The organism is Paenibacillus guangzhouensis (assembly GCF_009363075.1).
In the GTDB taxonomy this organism is placed as follows: domain Bacteria; phylum Bacillota; class Bacilli; order Paenibacillales; family Paenibacillaceae; genus Paenibacillus_K; species Paenibacillus_K guangzhouensis.
On the sequence record NZ_CP045293.1, the window covers coordinates 2,004,329 to 2,025,310 of the forward strand.

Below are 20,982 nucleotides of genomic sequence, written 5' to 3' on the forward strand. Positions count from 1 at the left end.
ATACCCAATGTTTGACATCTTGTCAATTGATTCAGGTGGTCTCCTATAGGCAACTTGATATAAGAAACCTTGGTTTCTACATCCAAGGTTTTAATTGTTCTTGTCGTATGAACTTATTTTCACCCTGTTCACGATATCATCGTTACCGTAACGTTTATGATCAATGTTAATTTCTCTTAGGATTGGTATTTCCCCTAATGTCATCAAGTATTAGCTTACCGAATGACTCGATTCAGCTCGCTTACCTCCAAAAAAATGACACTAGTGTCATTTTAATGTTGACAACGAACAACTTACGCCATATTATGAAGATGACAGTGGTGTCATTTTTAATTATGGAGGTGGTTACGTTGCCTAAGGTAAGTCATGATTATGTGAATGAAAAGAAAAATAGCATTATACAAGCAGCAATATCAGTGTGTAAAGTTAAGCCACTCTATGAAATTACGATGAGGGATATTATTAAAGCGTCAGGGGTAAGTCAAGGCGGAATTTATCGCTATTATTCGGATTTGGATGAAATACTGGTTGCAGTAATTAATCAGACCAATGGTAATGCAGACTATAGACAAGTTGTCGATGCAATCATTGAACATAGCAATTCTCCTAAAGAGTCCCTAGAAAAACTATTTGCTTTTCTCGGTGAGTACATTCAAGAAAACTTGTCAACGGTTGGTAAAATACAATTTGAGCTCACAATTTTAGTTGCGAATAATCCAGAGAGACAAAAGAATATTTTATCGAACATTACTGAAAATGAAAGTGGACAATATTTGGTCGAGCGGTTATTTCGTATAGTTCATGAAGGAATTTCATTAGGGAGTTTCCAGCCTGAAGTATCAATAGAAGAATTATTTACTTTTATCATGACATCCATTGATGGCATTGTAAGAGATGTTGTTTTACAAAAATGCTATGGAATGTTCCAAAATGAACAGGTGCAATTTGACGAAATCCGACTGATGAATACACTATGCAAATCCGTATTATTGTTGTTGGGCTCAAAATAAGGAGGGTTCAAACTTGGGGAGAGAGATAAGAAGATTTCTATTCTATACCTTTGTTACGTCGTGGATTCTTTGGGGCGGGTTAGCTATCTTAACACAGCTCAATTGGATTGGGTTTGGTAGTGCATTTTCAATGATATTGTTTATCCTTGGTGGTGTTACCCCTGCCATATGCGAGATTTGGTTGAAAAAGAAATATAGCTCTAAAGAAGAGTATAGATCATTTATTCATAATATAAATAATCCTAGACATCCGTTCGTATGGTACATATTTACGATCAGTCTTGCTTTTGCAGCTTGTTTTTTGCCATCACTTTGGGGTGGTGCTTCAATGGAGAATCCTTTATATCTGGCATTGATAGAATTCCCCATTATGATAATTGGAGGTGGGTTGGAAGAGATCGGCTGGCGCGGCTATCTACAGCCTACGTTGCAGAAAAAATGGTCGCCGTTCAATAGTACGCTCATTGTGGGTGGTATTTGGACAATATGGCATCTTCCATTATGGTTCGTGGTTGGTTCAAATCAAATGAATATGAACTTCCTATGGTTCACGCTAAGTGCCTTGGCATTATCTTTTCTGTTGACTGTCATTTACTCAGCCACCAATAGCATCTTCCTATGTATCATATTCCATGCCTTCATTAATTCATTCTGGGATGTATATATTCCAGATACGAATGTTGCTTCTGCTATATACACTCTTTTGTTTGCGCTGCTTATTTTTGCTGCATTTGAATTCTATCGAAATAAGAATACAGCTTAAGGGCTGAATACCCTTTAGCTGTTTAAACTCGTTACCTCTACTCGTTCAAATAAGTCATGACGCGGTTTTGAATCAATTTACTCACTTCATCTACCGATTTCTGACCGCTCATATAGGACTCAAACTCTTCTTGAACGATGGATTCGATATTTTTATCGATGGAGAAAATTCTCAGTATCACTTTGAATATTCAAATCATAAAAATGCACCCCTTAGAATGCACCGGATTTCCCTGTAAGGGTTCCAATGTCTATTCTAGGGGGTGCATATCATACCCAAAGCTTGTGTGGTTATCTCAACTTTAATTCTTCTCCATAACTGCGAAGTAATTCTCTTCGTCATCTGCAAAATTAAATACTCTGCCTGAAGGCATGGTTACAATGTCTCCGACTTTAACGTTTTTATTGGATAAACTGCTGTACAGCTCATCGAGATTTTCCGTAAAGAACATCAGCGAAGGGGTGCCGAGGTTCATGCCTGGCGACATTTTGGCGACGAACTCCTTATCGTGCAGAATGATGCTAGTCTCTGCGTTCTTGGAAGGTGCGATCTCAATCCACCGCATGTGACCGTTATTTTCTTCCGCGATGACAGTAAATCCTGCTTTCTCCGTCCAAAATTCCACTGCTGCATCTTGATTATTGACATATACCATGACCTGACCTAATTTGTTAAACACCGTCTTTCACTCCTATATTAGTTAATATATATTGAGCTGATTCGATCCTATTGAATGGACTCGAGATGTTCAGCCAGCCTGTTCCAAGTCTCCGTAATTCCTTGCATCATGCCCATGTCCATCACTTGCTTCAATCCATCAGCTGACGCATACTCCCCACGATTGATTAGCTTCGTTCCATTTTCCGTCTCAATGAAGGTAAGCGTAACAAGCGTCGACGGCATATTCTCGGCCTCATTGCCTTCGCTATCTGAGAAATAATCCACATAGACAATTTTCTCCGGCGCGATGATTTCTCGGTACACAGCTTTACCCCAAGATTCCATACCATAGAAATCACCTTGATTCTTATCTTCGCACTTCATGCAGTAATGCCACACGCCGCCTTCACGAAAATCTACGTTGCAAACCGGAAGCGACCAACCGTTCGGACCCCACCAATGCTTTAGGTGTTCAGCTTGGGAGAATGCCTGGAACACGAGTTCACGAGGAGCCTTGAATTCACGCTCCAAAATAAGTACATTTTCTTCAACCTTCGAAACCATTTGACTTGTCATTCGAACTCCTCCTAAATTTTCATTTCTTCAAAATGTCGTCCTCTAGCGTTCAAATCTGTGGTTTCTTCCCCTGCAGCTTCTGCAAATAATCATCCAGGCGGTCAAACCGACATTCCCAGATGACACGGTAGGTCTTCAGCCAATCGTCCAATGCCCGAAAAGGTTCAGGCCGAAGGCTGTAAATCCGTCGATTGGCATCCACTTGCGCCTCAACAATTCCCGCTTCACTTAATACACGTAAATGCTTGGATACTTGAGGCTGACGCATCTGCAACCGTTGAGCAATTTCTCCTACGGTTAGCGGAGATTCGCGCAGAAGCTCGACAATCTGCATGCGATTAGGCTCTGCCAAAGCACCCATGACGTTCGTATTCATGACCATCATCCGTTCGCTTGCTGGTATTGTTCGCGCCATTTCTCTCGCGTAGGCCAGGTTGTATTTCCTTGCTGAAATCAATATACCATATCAGGAATATACCTGTAAAGGAATATTTAAAAATATATTCATTTGGATAGCGCATCAAAATACTCGATAACGAGCTCACGAAATTCCAGAGCTGTTCGGGAGAGATAACGACTTCTGTGCCATAATAATGCGATTTCCCGTATTATTTCATGATCCTCTACTTGGAGATATGTGAGTTGTTCCCGTTCGTTCCTGGCTGTACTCGGAATGAAAGCAATGCCAATTCCCGCTTCCACAAGCGCGCTTAGCCTTGCAGGTTCATCTCCCTCATATACATATTGAGGCACAAATCCAACCGATTGACATACAGAATCCACGAGATCCCGCGTGCCGTAACCTTTTTTTACACCAATAAACCATTCTTCGCTTAGCTCCGTTAAGGAAACACTGCTGCGGTCCGCCAGCCGATGGCCCTTGGGCACAGCTACAAGAATAGGGTCGATGAACACGATTTGGCATTCGATGTCATCCCCATGTATTGGTGGTGAAGACAAGCAGAAATCAACTTCACCCCTATCCAGCCGTGTAACCATCTCCTGTGTGGTCAACATTTGAACATGAAAGTGAACATGGGGTCTCTTTACCCGAAACGCACTGAGGATATTCGGGAGCGTGCTCGCAGTTGTCACCGCCAATTCGAGTGTGCCATATTCGGGGCTGGATAAGTCACAGATCTCTTGCTTCCCCTGTTCCAATTCGAACAATGCCCGTTCTGCACGTCGCAGGAATCTGCTTCCGAATTCATTTAATTTTAGCTTCCTCCCAGTTCGATCAAAAAGAGGTACGCCCAAATCCTCCTCCAGGCGTTGAATCGTTTTGCTTAACGAGGATTGTGTCACGTGCAGACTGCGAGCCGCTTCGGTTACATGCTCCAATCGTGCAACCTCGAGAAAATATTGCAGTTGAAGAAGTTCCATACGCACCACCCATTCATTCCTTCTAGTCAATGAGATCATAACACAAAATGCGTTGGAATAAATAATGATGTTCTAGTACGATGACATCATGATGACTGGAGGGGAACGAATGTGAGTAAACGTAGCAGATGGTTGATGATTTCTGTTGGTCTAGGAATTCTATTAAACCCATTAAATTCTTCAATGATTGCAGTAGCAATACCTCGGCTGCAGCAGGTGTATCATCTTGATTTTACCGTTGTTTCATGGATCATTTTCTCTTTCTACATTGCAAGTGCAATCGCTCAACCCGTCATGGGCAAAGCTAGCGACTTGTATGGACGCAAGAAGATTTATCTTATCGGGCTAGTTGTCACCTTCATCGCATCCTTATTTGCTCCACTATCACACAGCTTCGATTGGCTCATCGTATTCCGTATCATACAATCCATTGGCACAAGCATGATGGTCGCCGTAGGAATGGCCATTGTACGGATCCATATCACAGAGAAGCAAGCAACTGCGCTGTCCGTCTTATCTATTTTCCTATCTGGTGCAGCAGCTGTTGGTCCCTTTATTGGCGGATTCTTGATTCATACGTGGGATTGGTCCGCCATCTTCTTCGTCAACATTCCGTTCGTCGTCGTAAGCTTCCTGCTGGCATGGAAGATGATTCCGAAGGATTCCATTACAAGTAACAGATCCATAGGGAATTGGATGAAGGTCATTGATGTGCCAGGGATCCTGCTCTTCACAACTAGCTTAATTGCTCTGTTGATTGGATTGCTATCGGTAAAAGCTTCTGGTCATGTCTCAATTCGCCATGTGACCTTAGTGCTGATTGGCCTCGTTGCCCTGATCGCTTTCATACGTCATGAGTTCAAAGCGGAGTCGCCTTTTATTCCTCTGCGCACATTTAGGCAATATCCTGCGATGACATGGGTCAATATTGAATTCATTCTCGTTAACATCCTGTATTATTCCATTTTTTTGGTCTCCCATCCTACTTACAAATGGTGCGTCAGATCAATGCTTTTCATACAGGGTTGCTCATGTTGAGCTTAGGCTTGTGCTCGCTCATTGTATCGCCAATTGCTGGCCGATGGATTGATCGCTCAGGACCTAGACCTGCCTTGTTCGTATCTGGCATTTTGATGACACTAGGTGCCATTTGGATCGTAACATTGGATCAAGCTTCACCCATCATAAGGATATGTCTGGCATTAGCTGCATTCGGTATTAGCAATGGACTGAATAATGTGGGGATGCAAGCTGCCTTATTTCATAGTGCTCCAAAAGAAATTATTGGTGTCGCGTCGGGGGTATTCATGACTTCGAGATACGTGGGGACCATTCTATCTTCGTTGTTAATAGGCATCGTCACGGGAGATCACTTCAGCGTCGAAGGATTTCGATTGCTTGGGATGATCCTCACGGCAATCGCGCTAACACTGGTATTCATAAGTTGGCGACGCCGGGGAGCTAGACAATTCGAGAGTGCAGCGCAGGATTGAACGGAGAAAATATCTTGACAATCATCAAAAAAGCACCCAAATATGGTATTATCCCCTTACGGTAGACAGTAAAAAAAGAGTTCATGTTATGATGAATTCAACACTGTTGACCGGAGGGGATTTTTTCATGGCGAAAAAGGGACAGACATTCAATCGTTATGACGAAACAACTAAGCAGGAGGCTGTTAGACTACGTCTTGAGGAACACTGGAGTTATTCCATGATTATGAATAAGCTGAGTATCAAGAGTAAGAGTCAAATTCAGAATTGGGTAAAGAAATCTGAGCGTGGGGAAACGTTTAAGGATCTTCGAGGGAGATGGAGTAAGAAGCGCTTCAGATCAGTTGAAGAAGAGATTAGTTATTTGAAAGCACAGGTGGAATATCTAAAAAAGCTCAATCCAAATCTACATGGGGAGGAAAGTTGGATAAGCAAGTCCGGTTCGAGTCCATTCGAGAAATGAAAACCGATTTTCCTATTAAATTACTGTGTAAGATTGCTGAGGTTTCCCGTTCTGGCTACTATAAATGGTTAGCCACTTACGAGTCCCGGAAAACACGTATGGATGAGAATACGGTAATTAAAGAGCATATTCTAGCGATTCACCGTATTCGGCCTTACTACGGTTATTTTCGCATGCGCACAGCACTACGAAAGGAAGGGCTATATGTTAACCACAAGAAGGTGCGACGACTCATGCGAGAATTAGGAATCCAGTCTGTCATACGTAAGAAACGGCCTTTCGCAGGCAGAAAGCCTTCTGTGTTGTTCCAGAATGTATTAAACCGGGAATTCACTTCAGCCGCAGCTAAGCTCAAACTAGTAACCGACATAACCTATGTTCGCGTTGGACATGGCTTCCTCTATCTTTCAGTTGTTTTAGACCTCTACAACAATGAGATTTTGACTTGGAGGTTGGGAGAACGAAATGACCTAGAACTTGTTCTGGACACCGTAAAACAACTGAATACACCAAAAGCGATCCTGCACTCTGATCAAGGGTTTCAATACACGACAAAGACGTATGCAAAGCTCCTTGCAGATCAGAAGCTTGTTGGCAGCCATTCTAGACGTGGGAACTGCTTTGATAATGCGTGCGTTGAGTCGTTCTTCTCGCATCTAAAGGCAGAAAAGCTTCATTTGGTGAAGCCAAACGGTGCCTCTGAAGCTGAACGTTTGATCACTGAATATATTGCTTATTACAACCATGAGCGGTTTCAGAAAAAATTAGGCGACCTCTCCCCTGTTGAATACAGGAAAGCGATCGCCGCTTAATTTATGGCTTTTTTAGCTGTCTACTTGACGGGGATATGACCAACTACGGGTGCCTTTTGATGTTCACTAACCACATGCGATGTCTTCACTGGTTACCAGATGATAGTCTCGGAATTCTTGAACGAAGTCCTGAAGCCAATCTTCTAAGAAATCCAGCGCGCCTGTATCATTCGGGACAAAGGCGACGTCAAGCCCCATGACCCAGAACCTGCGTGCCATGAGGAACAGCTCAATGGCTGATTCGTCTTGTTCGGAGAATTCTCTAATCGATCGATAGCCTGCCATGAACGCTTGCCACAGCTCGTCTTTTCGCTCCGTCCGTTGACGTTTTCTGCCCCGCACTTGTGCCAAATCATAAGCGCGCCAGCCTAGGGCCGACCATTCAAAATCATAATGCGTAAACGTATCGCCTTCTTGAAAGGCATTATTATTGCCATGCATATCGCCGTGGCAAATGCCCCAATCCAGACCTTGACTTGCCGTTTCGGAAATACGCTCGATTAACGCATTGGCAAACAAGCGAAGAAATGACGTGGATTCGTGATTCTCTCCAATATAACTTATGATACGTTCTAAGGGTCTGCGGATAAGGAAATCGGTATCCAGATTGATTCTGGTGCTTTGCATGTTCACTTGGTCCATCGCGGTATGCAATTCAGCCGCAGACCTTCCGAACGCGTAACATGAATTTTCGTCATGAAGGAGATTCTCGCTGCCATACAAATAACGGAATAAGACAACAACTCTCTCACCTTCAGGCGCATGAATCACAGAGTAGAAGGTATTATCTTTTTGCGCGATGGGTTCGGATACCTGTGTGGTCCCCGCTCCCAATACATTACGTAGTTGAAGTAATAAAGATAACTCGTAAGCTACATCTGATTCGTCAACCGCTTGCCGATAGATGCGGAGTATGTAATCACCGCATGAAGTGCGTAAGCGATACGTATCATTCAATCCTCGCAGCCAATACGTGCATTCCTGCCAATCTCCTACGTCATATTGATCGCTTAGACAATATTTCAAATAATTCGGATCTAACACCGAACGTAAGGCAATCGGTTGCGTGTACATGATGATTCTCCCTTGTTATGGTTTAAGATCATCATGTTCGATTTTGCTAGGATGTACAAGAGAAAAAATAGGTATAAAAAGTTATTGATCTACATCCATCGCTTGTCTAAGATCATAATCATTCAGATCGATGTCCAGTTCCATGTCGAGTGCTATCTTGGCTAACTGGCTCCCAAGATAAGGTCCGACGGTTAGCCCAGATGCCCCCAGACCATTCGCTGTGATGAGACCTTCCCAGTCAGGAACAGCGCCGATGACTGGTAGAAACCCTGGTGTAAAGGGTCTAAATCCGACCCGAACTTCTTGTAACGTACTCATTGCCAGTTTGGGGGCCAGCTTCAACCCTTTATTCAGAATTTCCTGCATGCCTCCGGCCGTTACTCGTGTATCGTAGCCTTCGATATCATCTTCATGTGTGGCCCCGATAACGATTTTCTGATTCTCGAACGCGAGCATATATTGATCCGTTGGCGGCATTACGAGTGGCCAACTGCCCGTGTCATATTGATCTGATACCTTTAAATGCATAATTTGCGCTTTTTGATAACCTACTTTGAAATGAATCCCGAGCGGGTACAGCAATGGAGTCGCCCATGCACCAGCGCAGATAACCACGAGATCGGCTGAGTAGCGCTGTTCACCCACGGATACACCCCTAACACGGTTTAATTGGTACAGAAGTTGCGCATCCCCATGGATCAGGGAAGCACCATTCCGAACAGCGGATCGGATCAGCGCATCACGGAGCGCACGACCATCCACCCGCGCTGCGCCGCTAATATGGACGGCATGATACCCTTCTGCGAGTAGCGGAAATCGCTCCCGCGTCTCGTCGTCGCGAAGCAGAACAATATCGCCGATTTCAGGTGCATCCGCTTTGCGTACCCGAGCCCGCTCCTCGATCTTGCTAATTTTCTCCCATTCCTCATGGATACACAATGCGCCGACCTGCGCATAACCTGTCTCCGTCTCTCCCTCATTCATGAGCTCTTGTACGAGCTCAGGATAATAGCGCGCACCAGCCTTCGCGAGTCTGTACCATGCTTGATTTCGACGTTGGGACACCCACGGACAGATGATACCTGCTGCGGCATCTGTCGCTTGACCTTGATCTTGACGATCTACGATGAGAACTTCCGCCCCCATTTTTGCTAACGCGTATGCGGTGGACGCCCCAAGAATTCCGGCACCGACGATGATGACTTTCTTCATGCATGCATTCCTTTCCGATTCTTCACTCGAATGAAGCTTATACCGCAGGCAGCCGGATGTCAATCGTGGTCCCTTGTCCAACCAAGCTGCTAATATCGATTCGCCCTTTATGCTCTTCTATAATTTTATAGCACATCATGAGACCAAGGCCCATCCCCTTCTCTTTGGTCGTGAAAAAAGGTTCCGCAAGCCGCTGAAGACACTGCTCATCCATGCCTATGCCTTGATCGACGAAGCGAATGAGAATATGGTCCGTCTGGTATACAGCTTTAATATGTATATTTCCGCCTTGTGGCATCGCTTCCATTGCATTCTTTAAGAGGTTCACAAAGATTTGCTTCATTTCCAACTCGGAAGCCATGATATAAGGCAATCGCCCTTCTACGTCTAAATGAATTTGGATATCGTTAAGCGACGCTTGCGCCTCCAACAGATTAACGACATGCTGCAGAATCGTCTCCATGCTGCAGTATTGGAAGGTGATCTCATGTGGCTTAGCGACTTGCAACAGTTCATTGACGATCGTATTAATGCGATCGACTTCGGAGATTAGGATGTTGAAAAATCTAGCTTTTCCGATCGGATCGGTCTGAAGTAATTGTAGAAAGCCCCGCAATGAGGTTAATGGATTACGAATCTCATGGGCAAGTCCTGCAGCGAGTTGCCCGACAACGTTCAGTTTATCCGCTCTGCGATAGAAATCTTCCGCTCGCTTACGCTCAGTAATATCTCTTGCAATGCAAGTCATAGCAACCACATGACCATCTGCATCACGAATTGGCGACACGGACAAGGCAACATGAATCTCATCCCCTTGCTGCCGTCGTATGGTCGTCTCAAATTGCATGGCTTTTTTGCCCGACTGCAGTTGTCTGCATATCGTTTCGACATCATAGATGATCGATTTCGGAAAGATGGATGCTTGTGATCCGATAAGATCAACATCACTCCATCCGTAGATCAGCTTGAATGCTTCGTTTACCCGCATGATCCTCCCTTGTGTATCCGTAATGCAGATGCCATCCACCGAATTCTCGATGAGGGATTCCAGCAATTCTTTGGTCTCTCGGAGCTCTTGCTCCGCCTTCTTCCGTTCCGTGATATCGATACACGATGCGATGACTTCCACAACTTGACCTAATTTGCGAATCGGCCGCAGGGACGCGATATAATGTATGCCGTCATATTCTCCTTCATAGAAGATATCCTCCCGTCCTTCCCATGCAGCAGCGTAGTACGGTTCCTTGTGTATCGCCACCGTTGCTGGGAGGAAATCCTTAAGTTCCCTGCCGATGATAAGTCGAGGATTTATGCCAAATTTAGATAATAGCTGACCTGCACAGAAAGTATGAATATAACGACCGTTTTCTTTCTTGTATTTAAATGTCATCCCTTGTTGTTCCAACAATGTCTCTTTCAAGTCATGCTGCGCGAATTGCAAGAGATCATCCAATCGTGTACCCATTCTCCTCTTCACTCCTCAACCTATGCCGAATTACCTATTACATTCGACAAAGATTCGACGGCTTCCTGTTCCATTTATATCCAATCCAATTATTTTTATATTCATATTTGAGCAAAAGAAAACCGCCTTGACTATAAGGCGGTAATCGGAGCGAACGGGTTCATTGCTTATACTCTTCCTTATGCCAGTTGTGTCGCAATCTCCCAGGCATGTCCTGCCGGATCGACGAACGAAGCGGTTCGTACACCCCAAGGACGGTCGATCGGACCATTAAGTAGAACAACCCCGCGTTTCTTCAATTCATCACAGACCACATCGACATGATCAACTTGAATCGTAAACAGGAACCGGGATCCGGATTCACGTGTTGCAACAGTACCCGGGTTCATCAATTCATGTGACTCGGATATATCCAACAGGTTCACGCTGATATTCCTGAATTGAAACACCGACGAAACCTCGTCTTCATATACAGCTTGGAGTCCGAATACTTCCTGATAGAATGCCTTCACCTTCTGAAAATCCTCAACAAACAGCGTGATATAATCCACATTCATCGTTCCTAAACTCTTCACGTGTCCACCGTCTCCTTTATTCATTGCTTATCAATTGTTCGAGTGTTACAGGATAGTAAGAGTTTAATTCGAGATTTGCCTGTAAAATCCTTTCGATCAGAATCCATCATGGTTTAGTTATGTGAATCCATTGGATAAGCAACCGGAATGTTCCGCGTGTGACAATGAATGCCCCCGCCATAGATATTTAATGCGAGTGTATGGATCTGGACGATTCGTTTGCCAGGAAAAGCATCTTGAAGGACACGCAAAGCCTCATCATCCTTGTGCTTGATACGTTCCGGCATCCCCTCTTCGTAATATTTCTGCGCCAATACGACATCATTCGCGATGAGGAAGTTGCAATAACTCAGTGCTGGCATGACATTCACTGGCGGCTTAGGAATGGGCGAACCGTCTGCGAACAATCCATCGGCCTCTTCGCACCAGCTCCATAAGGCATAAGCATCATCCTCTGGCGTTAGATCAATATAGATCGGCTCAGGTACAGGCATGGTTAAGATCCGAAACGGTTTGCCTTCATGATTCTTGGCACTGCGAACAACTTCATACGCGCGATCGAGCCGATCTTTGTTCAACGCATGCAGCTTACTCTCAGCAGCCTCCTGATCGCTGACTTGCGCAATGACGATGGTATGCTCATCCGTGAACCGGCAGATCTCATCAATGTGTCCATTCGCGGTTGCGGAACGATAGGAATTGAAGCTCCCGTCAGCCGATGGGATGGCGCCGGAGTGAGAATGCTCGTCATCATAGGAGCCTTGTGGCAGCCAGATGACCTGGTCTAGATGGAAGACGCGTTTGAACTCTGCCTCCACCTCATCTAGGGTTTTATCTGGATTGCGTTTGTCCACCTCAGTCTCACGAATCGCCATCATGATGCCCTTACCATTGAACTCACGGTCTCCTCCCTCGCTGATCAGTGTCGAATGGATCGTATTCTGAATTCCGACCTGATCCGCATGGAATTGCCCGAATCGGCGAAGGACACGGGAGAATTCGTCGTCTTCCGTGCCATAACCATAAAAATCGAATCGAAAATCGACTCGGGTACGATTTCCTTGATTGCCAATCATGATCTCCGCCCCGAAGTCTCGAGGATAGACGATTTCGCTCGGATACTGAATGAATCGAATCTTGGTAAGATCTATACCGCGCTGTGATAGAGCTTCCCTTGCTCTGGATTCGACGTCAGCATCATAACAACAGACGATCACTTCTACCTCCCCCAGCAGCGCTTCTACGACTTCTACGCTTATACGATCATTGTTTAATCTTGTGGTGGCGAAAGGTGTGATAGGCCATATGAGAAGCACCGACTCCTGACGTTCAAATTCTCCAACAGTTCTGAACTGCTCCATCTTTCATTTCTCCTTCAATTATGATTTACTTGACTGAATGTAGTGTAAAGTATGGACTTACTCCATAGTAAAGGGGAGAATAATATTGGAAAGACAACATATGAAAACATACTCCAGCGGAGAGTTCGCCAAATATTTCGGCATTAAAAAGGACACGTTGTTCTACTACGATCGAATTAACTTGTTCCGCCCTGCGGGTGTGAGCGACAACGGCTATCGCTACTATACGACGCCGCAGCTAGATACCTTCTGGGCGCTGCAGTATTTGCGGGAGCTCCAAGTCCCGATCAAGGAGCTGAAGCATTATTTTAGCTCGCCTTCCGTAGAGCGACTTGGCGATTTGGCGCAAGATCAGCTCATGATCGTAGAGCAAGAAATTTTGAAGCTGCAGAACATTCAACGGATGCTACGGAGGATGGTCGATATCTCAGAAGAAATCAAGCATGTGCCACTGAATGAAGTCATTCTGCAAGAACAAGCGGAAGAACAAATCTTGCTCAGCGAACAAAATGAGTCGGATGGTGATACATCGGTTGAAGAGTGGTTCACCTATTACGATCGATTTATGGAAAAGACGGGGTGTAAGAGCCCTACCCTCATCGGTTCAATCGTAGCACGGGATGACCTGCTGCAGGGCAAGTACGGCCGGGTCGATCGATTGTATATACACGACGTTAGCCCAGCTGCCACTTCCATCAAACCTGCTGGTCGGTATGCCGTCTTGTATTATCAAGGATCTTATTCGAGCATTCCATCGGCATACCCCATATTGTTAAGCTATCTAGAACGTCAGAGCTTAACGACTTGTAGCGATGCTTATGAGGAGTATCTCATTCACAACTCCTTATATGCTGCGAGCGAAGAACAATATGTAACGAAAATCAGCGTTGCTGTCTTATAACGAAGCAGCTCATAAGCTAGAAAAATACATATACCAAAAAAAAGCCTTACGACGTAAGGCTTTTTTGTGCAATGCGTTTGCCATCAAGTCTCGTAAACAACACTTGCGAGTAGAATGGCAGCACCATCTTCCGGCAATGCTGTAATCTGGAACAACTCCTCATTCATGGATCCATAGGGTGAATCATTACTGTATACGAGGATAATCGAATTGTAAGCTCGAAGGGTCTCCCCGATGGATGTAGGCAGATGCTCGTAGAACGACTCGTCCGCGGAATAATCCTGTCGCAAATAAGACACAAAGGCCAATCGATCTTCCTCATGCTGTACAAAATGAATCTCTAGAAAGTCTTCATCGATTGAGGAACACCCAGTGCTTGCTAGAAATGCGGAAGGCTGTGCATCTCCATCATCATCGTACACGGTCCCTACGAAAGCTTCTAATTCTTCTTCAGAGTTGAGGTTAGCCCCCCAGATCGTTACAAGATGTTGCATGGTATAAGCTCCTTGATCGCTACGATACGTAATCGGCTAGTATCGATGTGCCATTGCCCATCTTGAAATAAATATGGCTTCAGCTGTGATTCGATGGCATCGTAGATCGATGATTTGTCCGCGGCGCTAACATCGTGGAAGAAGTAATCGTTGAACGCGTCGAGCCAGATCCGAATCCCTCCCTCTCTCTTGAACGGTGTTGGCTTATCGACATGCTGAGCGAACAACACGCGGAAGCCATTCCGTTCAAGTAGGCTCGTGTATTCGCCAAGTGAAGGATGATACCATGGATTGCGTCCTTCCCATGTGTACCCATGGGAGAGAAGTGCTTGCTGAATGGCAGTGGTTAATGCGGCAACATTGCCTCTGCCAGCGAATTCGGTCACGAAACGGCCGCCTTCTCGTAAGGCTAACCAAATGGAACGAGTAACGCGTTCCGCATCCTGGATCCAGTGCAGCGTTGCATGGGAGAAGACCGCATCATACGGAAGCTCTGACCGATATTGAGCCGCGTCTGCGACTTGGATATCCAGCTCAGGATACTTCTGCCTTGCGCGTTGTACCACTGCCTCTGACATGTCAATCCCTGTTGGCACTGCACCTGCTGCTGCAATCTTGGCTAGCAAGTCTCCATTCCCGCAGCCTACATCCAGGATCCGCTCACCTGACTCCGGATGCAACAAAGACAATATTCCATCATCTAACTTGATGTGATGATGCAATGTATCGATATAATCTTCTTGGTTCATGACATTTGGTGTAATCTCACTAGACATTCCATCTATCTCCTATCCATTATAGATCTTGTATATCTATGATATCTATAATTAGTTTGACTTGTCAATGTGCTATCGCTTGATCGCTCATTCTGACATGAACTTATCTCATCTTAATCAATCCTTCATGCGTAAGTTCATACACAGTCGTTGCCACCTCATTTAGATAACGTCGATCATGTGAAATACTAATAATCGCACCCTCGTAAGCCAGTAATGCACGACACAGTTCAGGCGTAGTCAGAGGGCTAAAGTTTCTAGTTGGCTCATCCAGTATCAATATTTCGCAACGTTCCCATATCATTTTTAACAATAACAATTTTGCTTTTTGCCCTCCGCTTAATTCTCCTATTTTTTGTTGCATTTCATCGCTCGTAAATTTCATACTGCCCAAATGGTTGAAAACTTTTGTCTTCGCTTCTTTATCTCCTGTTGTTGCTAAAAACTCGATAGGTGTTACTGTGAGATCCAATAGGTCTTCATAATTTTGGGGCATATACCCAATCTTTAATGACGATCGCTCATCTAGAGCATCCTTCACTTTTTTCAATAAAGTCGTCTTCCCGACCCCATTTTCCCCAATGATCGCTACTTTTTCCGGACCTGTGATGGTTAGATGGATGTTTTTCGCTAACGGTTGATTAGCAATTTGCAGCGTATCTAATGCGAAATCGAGAATCACTTTGCTTTTGTGCACGCGTACCGCAGGATCAAACCGGAATTCACTGGCCTCTTCAACTCTGGGTCGTTCCTGGAATGCAGCAGACTCTTGCTCCATACGCTTTTTCTGATTCTTTAATGATTTAATTTTCTTCTGCAGTCTAGGATCGGTCCTAGCCACATGCTGATGCTGATGCTCTGCTTTGTTCCAGACATCATGCCATTTATTCATTTGCTTTTGATGGTTGGAAGCTTGCTTCTTCGCAATCTGTTCTTGTTTGGCTAATAGATTCGTTCGATTGATAAGATATGTCTCATACGGTTCCCTTGAAAATGTATATCTTGGAACTTGTTTACGTTTGGTGAGTTCCATATGAATAATACCGTTTGCCGTATTCGCAATAAACGTCTCATCATGCGATACGAGCAGGACAGGTAACGAGGTCTGTTGAATAAATCCTTCTAGCCACTCCATGGTCCGAATATCCAAATCATTGGTGGGTTCATCCAGCAGCAGCACATCCGGATTTCTAGCCAGAAGTTGTAAAAAGCGATATCTAAACCGTTCGCCGCCCGACATAACGCCCATTTTTTTGTCTGATATCAGCGATTCGACATCTAAATCGTCCATGGCTTTTAGCAGTGTCTTGTTCCAGTTATTCTCGGTAAAAAATTCAGTTATGCTCATCTCTTTTTCTTCGTCCGTAAGTTCCTGTGACAGGAATCCTAGTACATAACCGGATTTCATAACATTACCCTCAACGTGGCAGTAATCCGATATTAATTGTTCATCGTAAATGAATTTCAATAACGTACTTTTTCCATTTCCCTCTTCTCCGATGATAGCGAACTTATCCCCGCTCATAATACTTAGATGAAAATCTTGAATTAAGGTCCGGTTGTCTTTTGTTCGAATTGTAATATGGTTCATTTCTATCATTTGGATTCCTCATTTCGTATTGATCTGATTTTGCTCTGAATTATTTTTTGCTCATGTGCATCACCCCCCGTTTTTGTGCAACAAAAAAAGATGCTCCTGTCAATAAACAGAAGCATCTCCTTCGAAGAGCAAGGATGCACGGTAAAGTTAAACATCCATACCATGATTCTAGCGCATGCGATTCATATTGTAGGTGATAGCAGCTTCTTGTTTATTTATGATGTATTTTGCTTGGATCGTAAATAAACAATAGCTCACTGCGTTCACCCTCCGTTCGAATAAGTTAGGTATAATTTAGCATTCGGTTCCACATGTTGTCAATATGACTTAACCTTCCATGTCATAAATAACGAGAAATGACGCGGACCAATTGGGCTGGAAGCTCGTTCAGATTCGTAATATCCAGAAATCGCTCCCCGCCATAGATTTGACTGATGACGGCTTTATCTTGACCGATGGCTGCTGCGAGGAATGTGATCCCCTTACGCTCATACTCAGCGATCGTCTGCTGCATATCTGAGATCGCAAGGCCGCCGGTATAGTCTTCCATGGCTTTCGGCTGTCCGTCACTGATGCTGATTAATAGCTTCGTTGATTTGGGTGAAGCCGCCAACCGCTCTGCCATAATGCGAAGCGCCATACCATCTCGGTTGTTGCTTCGGGCGCGAATGCCCATCAGTCTGAACCGATCCCGGGAATCCACTTTTTCTGAATCGGCATAAGCGAAGATAGACATCTGCTCCAAGCGGGAGACATCCGCTGTATCCCCATAGATGAGAATAGGAATCTGACAGATTTGGCAAAATTCATAGACCGCAATGACCGCTCGTTTCGCTGCCTCCAGTCTTCCGAAGGCCGCCATAGAGCCGGATTCATCCACGCGGAGACCGACTACGAGACCGGGTGATTCCGTTGGGGGACGTTTTTTAGAGAAATACCTGAAATCGCGGTAAACCACACTATCCGCCTGAAACTTAGATCCATCGTATCGGTTCTTCGTGAATTCTGCGCTGACCTCGTGTTCAAGGAGTGGCAGCGTTTGTCTTGCAATCTCACTAACTATGGGCATGAGTCCCTGACTGAGTCGAATGTATTCCTCATGATGTTCGGAATTGAATTCAGGCCGATGAACAATAAGTTTAACGCCCTGATGGATAGATTCGGACACGGTATCCCTCGCGTAACGATTCAGCTTCTTGCGGAAGTCCCGCTCCTGTTGCTTCTCTTCCTCCGATAGCGGTTCGGGATTGGCCGTGTGGTATACCGGTGAACCGCTATCACCTGGATCCGCACGTTCCATCTCCTCAGACTCTTCCGAGCTGACGGACGAGCTATCTTCGCTGTCAGTGGACTTTTTGAACCGAATCCCTTCTTCCTCGGTTTGGTGGTCCGAAGACGTGTCCGGAATCCCCTGAATGTCTTCCGTCGTGATCTCTATAGCGTCACATGAAGTTTTTTTTTTGCTTCCGGCGAGAGCTGATCTAAGCGCTCGAGCGAACCATGATCTGTCAACGCATCTTCCAGTAACTTAATCTCATCGGAATCGGTTGTGATCTTGTAGATCACTTTGTGATACATGGATTCTCTTGCAGAAGCACCTCGTGCAACGGCATCGGCCCAGAAGAAATAAGATCGCATGCCGGCTACACCTTTAATTGCATTCGCCCGTGCCGTTTTATCCAAGAGAATAATTGTATCAGCGAGAGCTTCTAACACCTCTTGATCCTTGAATCCGGTCTTGGCCATTGCGCGCTCAACCATAATCGCTTTGCTCGGCAGGTCCATCTTCTCTGTATGTTGAACCCTGTCACGCAGCGCCTCGTTCAAAGGCCTTGAGCCTGCATAACTGCGATTCGCGGTGATCACGGCGATGAAATCCGAATGCCGATGGACGATGTCCGTAGGCAGATTAATGCTTCCATCCAGTTCCAATGCAGAATTTAATGCCATTAATACGGCGGCGTCCCGAATGACATTCGGCTCTTGTATTTCCAATAGATAGCCTTCACGGAAAGCTCTCACGATCTCCGATGGGTAGAATCGATATTCGACCGTCTCGTCACTCGCCTGTTCCGATGCCAGACTCAGTAACTGCCTCATTTTGGCGGAAGCCAATTCCTGCGATATCCCCAGTGCACCCATTAATATCTCCGCCGAACTTTGGAAGCCATCACTCGCGTACAATGCGCGCAGAGCCGTTTGGTCTTCCACATCTAACGCATTCATCTGATCTTTCGATAAGACGGGTAAAATCGCACCGATGATATCCGATTTATCCATGTCCGCAAAGCAGGTTACTTTGGTATATGGCAGTCTGAAGTTCGCGGACAATGCTTTTGCGAGCTGCGTCTTGCCTGAACCAGCATCTCCTTCGAGTAGAATATTGGCAATCTTCATCTCGCCGCGATTCCAATTGCGCTTCACTTCGCTGCTTACGCGCCGCTCAACCTCACTAACTTTATGCGAGGCTGACCTGTTCCAGACAAGCTTCATCTCTTCAGCCGTTAATTCCCTCGCTGGTGACAATACATAGTGTTCAAGTTCATATTCATATTCTTTCGCATTGTTTTTCATCAATCATATCCCATTTCTAATAATAGTCTTGATAAAGCTCGCAGTCGTTCACCGATCATCTCGCCATTGTCGCTTAAGGATTTGTCGAACAACTGAATATCCTTCCGAATTTCTTTGTTATCCGTGCAGACAGACACGTTCATCGCATTCCCTTGCAGACCGATTCGGTCGATGATTGGGTTCTCCGGATCATACAAATGTTCGTAACGGTAAGCTTCGCTGAAATGTGTCAGAGCGCTGCAGACCAAAATCGATAAGTCCAGTATGCGATGAAGCGGTATTTCCTCCATGTTGCTGGATGGTTGTCCTTCTGAGTTACGGCATATCGAGGCGGAGATCATGGACTGATCTGCACCAGGAAGTGTTGACAACCCAAGTGATAGGCGTTGTACGTCACTGCTAAATGCGAATCGTCCATCCACCTTCCCGTAATCGTCAGCAATAATAACTGGCTTATGGTTCTTCATCTCAGGTGAGTTCATTGTTACTCCTCTTTTCAAGTGTTGTTTAGCAAACATATTGTTATATTGTTTATCTATATAATAGACATTTTATGATTTATTGTAAATAGTTACTTGAAATCGAACAGTTATTACCATCCGATAACGACAAAAAAGCCCGCAATAGATGCGGACTTTCGAGGCGAATAAATGATCATTTTGATGTAATATCTACTGCCAGATCAATCTCATGCTTATGGACTTTGACACTTAACGCAAGCCCGATAGCCATCATATTACTCAGCATGGAGCTGCCCCCATAGCTAATAAATGGCAGCGATATGCCAGTTAACGGAACAAGACCAATATGCATGCCAATGTTGACGAAAATTTGAAATACAAACATGCCAATTAACCCAATGACCAGATAAGCGCCAGCTAAATCTCTACTCTGTATGACGATCTGAACCAGTCGATACATGAGTAGAAAATAGAGCAGCAGCAGGATCGACGCACCGATAAACCCATATTCCTCACCGACTACAACAAAGATCGAATCGGAATACGCGTAGGGAATGAATCCTTTCCGCAAATACGCGCCATCACTGCCATTCATGCCGCCAGACCCAATCGCATTCATCGCATTTTTAACATGCCATGATTTGTCTGGATCAGAGGTTGGGTCCAAGAAGGTCTGTATTCTCGACATCTGATGCGGCTCCACAATTTTGGATAACAATTCGAAGTTCGCATAATAGAGCCATAATATCGTACCGATGACAATAATCACGCTGCTGACAAACAATATCATATAAGATAAGCGGATGTTCCCCATCCATAGCATACTTAAGAGGACACCTACGAACACGAGTGATGTCCCTAAATCCGGCTGCTGCATGATGAGGATCGTTGGGATGAGGAATACAAGACCAATCGGGATCAAATCTTGAATCACTCGGAGCTTCTCTCCCTCACGCTTACTTAATAAATGCGCAATTAACAAGATTGTAAATATTTTGGCTGGTTCCGATGGCTGGAGGTTGAAAGACCCTATACTTAACCAACGCACAGCACCGTTGATATTCTCCCCAGTAAATTTCACCAACAGAAGCATAACGATGCCTAGTCCGTAGAGAATGTAGGATAGTTTACCGACGAAAACCTTATAGTCTAGTAGGGCTAGCGCAAGCATCGGAACGCAGAAAGCCGCGAACATCACAATATTACTTACTTGCAAGCCTTCTAAATTGGTCTCTGTCGTTGCCCCATAAATGGCTACTGTTCCAATCGCGACGAGACCTGCCATAACGATCATTGTGAATGTATCTAGATTCTTAATTTTATGCATAA

Annotated in this window: 21 protein-coding genes and 1 pseudogene; 5 read left to right on the forward strand and 17 right to left on the reverse strand. The window is 44.9% G+C overall.

The genetic code is table 11. The annotated features are described in order from the left end of the window. Positions 1 to 350 precede the first annotated feature (350 nt). Together GCU39_RS09080 and GCU39_RS09085 are read left to right on the forward strand one after the other, a co-directional pair. Positions 351 to 1,010 (forward strand): TetR/AcrR family transcriptional regulator, encoded by a 660-nt coding sequence (locus tag GCU39_RS09080; protein ID WP_193726835.1) that lies wholly within the window; start codon positions 351 to 353, stop codon positions 1,008 to 1,010. A 13-nt stretch (positions 1,011 to 1,023) separates the two neighbouring features. After that, on the forward strand, positions 1,024 to 1,773 hold the full coding sequence (locus tag GCU39_RS09085) for a CPBP family intramembrane glutamic endopeptidase (RefSeq protein WP_152393221.1): 750 nt from the start codon (positions 1,024 to 1,026) through the stop codon (positions 1,771 to 1,773). 37 nt (positions 1,774 to 1,810) lie between these two features. On the opposite strand, the gene GCU39_RS31435 is transcribed toward GCU39_RS09085, so the two are convergent. From GCU39_RS31435 to GCU39_RS09105, 5 genes are all read right to left on the reverse strand, one after another. Next, positions 1,811 to 1,954 (reverse strand): hypothetical protein, encoded by a 144-nt coding sequence (locus tag GCU39_RS31435; RefSeq protein WP_193726836.1) that lies wholly within the window; start codon positions 1,952 to 1,954, stop codon positions 1,811 to 1,813. A gap of 120 nt (positions 1,955 to 2,074) precedes the next feature. Further along, positions 2,075 to 2,452 carry a VOC family protein gene (locus tag GCU39_RS09090; RefSeq protein ID WP_227793506.1) on the reverse strand — a complete coding sequence of 126 codons (378 nt, stop codon included), beginning with the start codon at positions 2,450 to 2,452 and terminating at the stop codon, positions 2,075 to 2,077. Positions 2,453 to 2,499: 47 nt separating this feature from the next. Then, complete coding sequence (locus GCU39_RS09095; protein WP_152393222.1) at positions 2,500 to 3,009, reverse strand: SRPBCC family protein; 510 nt, start codon at positions 3,007 to 3,009, stop codon at positions 2,500 to 2,502. A 49-nt stretch (positions 3,010 to 3,058) separates the two neighbouring features. Further along, positions 3,059 to 3,424 carry an ArsR/SmtB family transcription factor gene (locus GCU39_RS09100; RefSeq protein ID WP_227793507.1) on the reverse strand — a complete coding sequence of 122 codons (366 nt, stop codon included), beginning with the start codon at positions 3,422 to 3,424 and terminating at the stop codon, positions 3,059 to 3,061. 89 nt (positions 3,425 to 3,513) lie between these two features. Further along, entirely contained in the window at positions 3,514 to 4,392 is an 879-nt protein-coding gene (locus GCU39_RS09105) for a LysR family transcriptional regulator (RefSeq protein ID WP_152393223.1), read from the reverse strand. Between the two features lie 111 nt (positions 4,393 to 4,503). On the opposite strand from GCU39_RS09105, the pseudogene GCU39_RS09110 reads away from it, so the two are divergent. Both GCU39_RS09110 and GCU39_RS09115 read left to right on the forward strand, forming a co-directional pair. Continuing rightward, positions 4,504 to 5,885, forward strand: a pseudogene (locus GCU39_RS09110) (MFS transporter). Positions 5,886 to 6,012: 127 nt separating this feature from the next. Then, positions 6,013 to 7,160 (forward strand): IS3 family transposase gene (locus GCU39_RS09115; protein ID WP_152397154.1). Its coding sequence is split into 2 segments (ribosomal slippage): positions 6,013 to 6,271 and positions 6,271 to 7,160, totalling 1,149 coding nucleotides; the frame shifts between segments, so codons are not numbered across the junction. A 66-nt stretch (positions 7,161 to 7,226) separates the two neighbouring features. Here GCU39_RS09115 and GCU39_RS09120 read toward each other — a convergent pair. The 5 genes from GCU39_RS09120 to GCU39_RS09140 all read right to left on the reverse strand — a co-directional run bounded on the left by GCU39_RS09120 (position 7,227) and on the right by GCU39_RS09140 (position 12,847). Further along, the gene (locus tag GCU39_RS09120; RefSeq protein WP_152393224.1) at positions 7,227 to 8,234 is read right to left on the reverse strand and encodes a phosphotransferase; all 1,008 of its coding nucleotides are present in this window, start codon (positions 8,232 to 8,234) and stop codon (positions 7,227 to 7,229) included. A gap of 81 nt (positions 8,235 to 8,315) precedes the next feature. Then, positions 8,316 to 9,446, reverse strand: coding sequence for an NAD(P)/FAD-dependent oxidoreductase (locus GCU39_RS09125; RefSeq protein ID WP_152393225.1), 1,131 nt, complete (start codon positions 9,444 to 9,446; stop codon positions 8,316 to 8,318). A 37-nt stretch (positions 9,447 to 9,483) separates the two neighbouring features. Next, positions 9,484 to 10,911, reverse strand: coding sequence for a PAS domain S-box protein (locus GCU39_RS09130; RefSeq protein ID WP_152393226.1), 1,428 nt, complete (start codon positions 10,909 to 10,911; stop codon positions 9,484 to 9,486). Between the two features lie 179 nt (positions 10,912 to 11,090). Further along, the gene (locus tag GCU39_RS09135) at positions 11,091 to 11,486 is read right to left on the reverse strand and encodes a VOC family protein (RefSeq protein ID WP_152393227.1); all 396 of its coding nucleotides are present in this window, start codon (positions 11,484 to 11,486) and stop codon (positions 11,091 to 11,093) included. A gap of 113 nt (positions 11,487 to 11,599) precedes the next feature. Then, positions 11,600 to 12,847, reverse strand: a complete 1,248-nt coding sequence (locus tag GCU39_RS09140; protein WP_152393228.1) for an agmatine deiminase family protein — start codon at positions 12,845 to 12,847, stop codon at positions 11,600 to 11,602. An 85-nt stretch (positions 12,848 to 12,932) separates the two neighbouring features. Between GCU39_RS09140 and GCU39_RS09145 the strand changes: the two genes are divergently transcribed. Further along, entirely contained in the window at positions 12,933 to 13,748 is an 816-nt protein-coding gene (locus GCU39_RS09145; protein ID WP_152393229.1) for a MerR family transcriptional regulator, read from the forward strand. A gap of 83 nt (positions 13,749 to 13,831) precedes the next feature. On the opposite strand, the gene GCU39_RS09150 is transcribed toward GCU39_RS09145, so the two are convergent. The 7 genes from GCU39_RS09150 to GCU39_RS09180 form a co-directional block, all read right to left on the reverse strand. Further along, entirely contained in the window at positions 13,832 to 14,242 is a 411-nt protein-coding gene (locus GCU39_RS09150) for an immunity 22 family protein (protein ID WP_152393230.1), read from the reverse strand. After that, on the reverse strand, positions 14,227 to 15,018 hold the full coding sequence (locus tag GCU39_RS09155; RefSeq protein ID WP_152393231.1) for a methyltransferase domain-containing protein: 792 nt from the start codon (positions 15,016 to 15,018) through the stop codon (positions 14,227 to 14,229). Before GCU39_RS09155 ends, GCU39_RS09150 begins: the two co-directional genes overlap by 16 nt. A 103-nt stretch (positions 15,019 to 15,121) precedes the next feature. Further along, a complete protein-coding gene (locus GCU39_RS09160) occupies positions 15,122 to 16,618 on the reverse strand; it encodes an ATP-binding cassette domain-containing protein (protein ID WP_152393232.1) in 1,497 nt (498 codons plus the stop codon). Between the two features lie 340 nt (positions 16,619 to 16,958). Then, complete coding sequence (locus GCU39_RS09165; protein ID WP_152393233.1) at positions 16,959 to 17,918, reverse strand: vWA domain-containing protein; 960 nt, start codon at positions 17,916 to 17,918, stop codon at positions 16,959 to 16,961. A gap of 134 nt (positions 17,919 to 18,052) precedes the next feature. Continuing rightward, complete coding sequence (locus tag GCU39_RS09170) at positions 18,053 to 19,192, reverse strand: AAA family ATPase (protein WP_152393234.1); 1,140 nt, start codon at positions 19,190 to 19,192, stop codon at positions 18,053 to 18,055. Further along, positions 19,192 to 19,674, reverse strand: coding sequence for a DUF6530 family protein (locus GCU39_RS09175; protein ID WP_152393235.1), 483 nt, complete (start codon positions 19,672 to 19,674; stop codon positions 19,192 to 19,194). Before GCU39_RS09175 ends, GCU39_RS09170 begins: the two co-directional genes overlap by 1 nt. Positions 19,675 to 19,846: 172 nt before the next feature. Next, entirely contained in the window at positions 19,847 to 20,980 is a 1,134-nt protein-coding gene (locus GCU39_RS09180; protein ID WP_407671656.1) for an FtsW/RodA/SpoVE family cell cycle protein, read from the reverse strand. Positions 20,981 to 20,982: the final 2 nt, after the last annotated feature.

What these genes read in the sequence shown, in the direction of transcription:
- GCU39_RS09125 (WP_152393225.1), bottom strand. Translation starts at nt 9,446, where the DNA reads ATGAAGAAAGTCATCATCGTCGGTGCCGGAATTCTTGGGGCGTCCACC.
- GCU39_RS09175 (WP_152393235.1), bottom strand. Translation starts at nt 19,674, where the DNA reads ATGAACTCACCTGAGATGAAGAACCATAAGCCAGTTATTATTGCTGAC.
- GCU39_RS09130 (WP_152393226.1), bottom strand. Translation starts at nt 10,911, where the DNA reads ATGGGTACACGATTGGATGATCTCTTGCAATTCGCGCAGCATGACTTG.
- GCU39_RS09140 (WP_152393228.1), bottom strand. Translation starts at nt 12,847, where the DNA reads ATGGAGCAGTTCAGAACTGTTGGAGAATTTGAACGTCAGGAGTCGGTG.
- GCU39_RS09180 (WP_407671656.1), bottom strand. Translation starts at nt 20,980, where the DNA reads ATGCATAAAATTAAGAATCTAGATACATTCACAATGATCGTTATGGCA.
- GCU39_RS09100 (WP_227793507.1), bottom strand. Translation starts at nt 3,424, where the DNA reads ATGGCGCGAACAATACCAGCAAGCGAACGGATGATGGTCATGAATACG.
- GCU39_RS09160 (WP_152393232.1), bottom strand. Translation starts at nt 16,618, where the DNA reads ATGATAGAAATGAACCATATTACAATTCGAACAAAAGACAACCGGACC.
- GCU39_RS09155 (WP_152393231.1), bottom strand. Translation starts at nt 15,018, where the DNA reads ATGTCTAGTGAGATTACACCAAATGTCATGAACCAAGAAGATTATATC.
- GCU39_RS09170 (WP_152393234.1), bottom strand. Translation starts at nt 19,192, where the DNA reads ATGAAAAACAATGCGAAAGAATATGAATATGAACTTGAACACTATGTA.
- GCU39_RS09095 (WP_152393222.1), bottom strand. Translation starts at nt 3,009, where the DNA reads ATGACAAGTCAAATGGTTTCGAAGGTTGAAGAAAATGTACTTATTTTG.
- GCU39_RS09120 (WP_152393224.1), bottom strand. Translation starts at nt 8,234, where the DNA reads ATGTACACGCAACCGATTGCCTTACGTTCGGTGTTAGATCCGAATTAT.
- GCU39_RS09165 (WP_152393233.1), bottom strand. Translation starts at nt 17,918, where the DNA reads ATGGAACGTGCGGATCCAGGTGATAGCGGTTCACCGGTATACCACACG.
- GCU39_RS09105 (WP_152393223.1), bottom strand. Translation starts at nt 4,392, where the DNA reads ATGGAACTTCTTCAACTGCAATATTTTCTCGAGGTTGCACGATTGGAG.
- GCU39_RS09150 (WP_152393230.1), bottom strand. Translation starts at nt 14,242, where the DNA reads ATGCAACATCTTGTAACGATCTGGGGGGCTAACCTCAACTCTGAAGAA.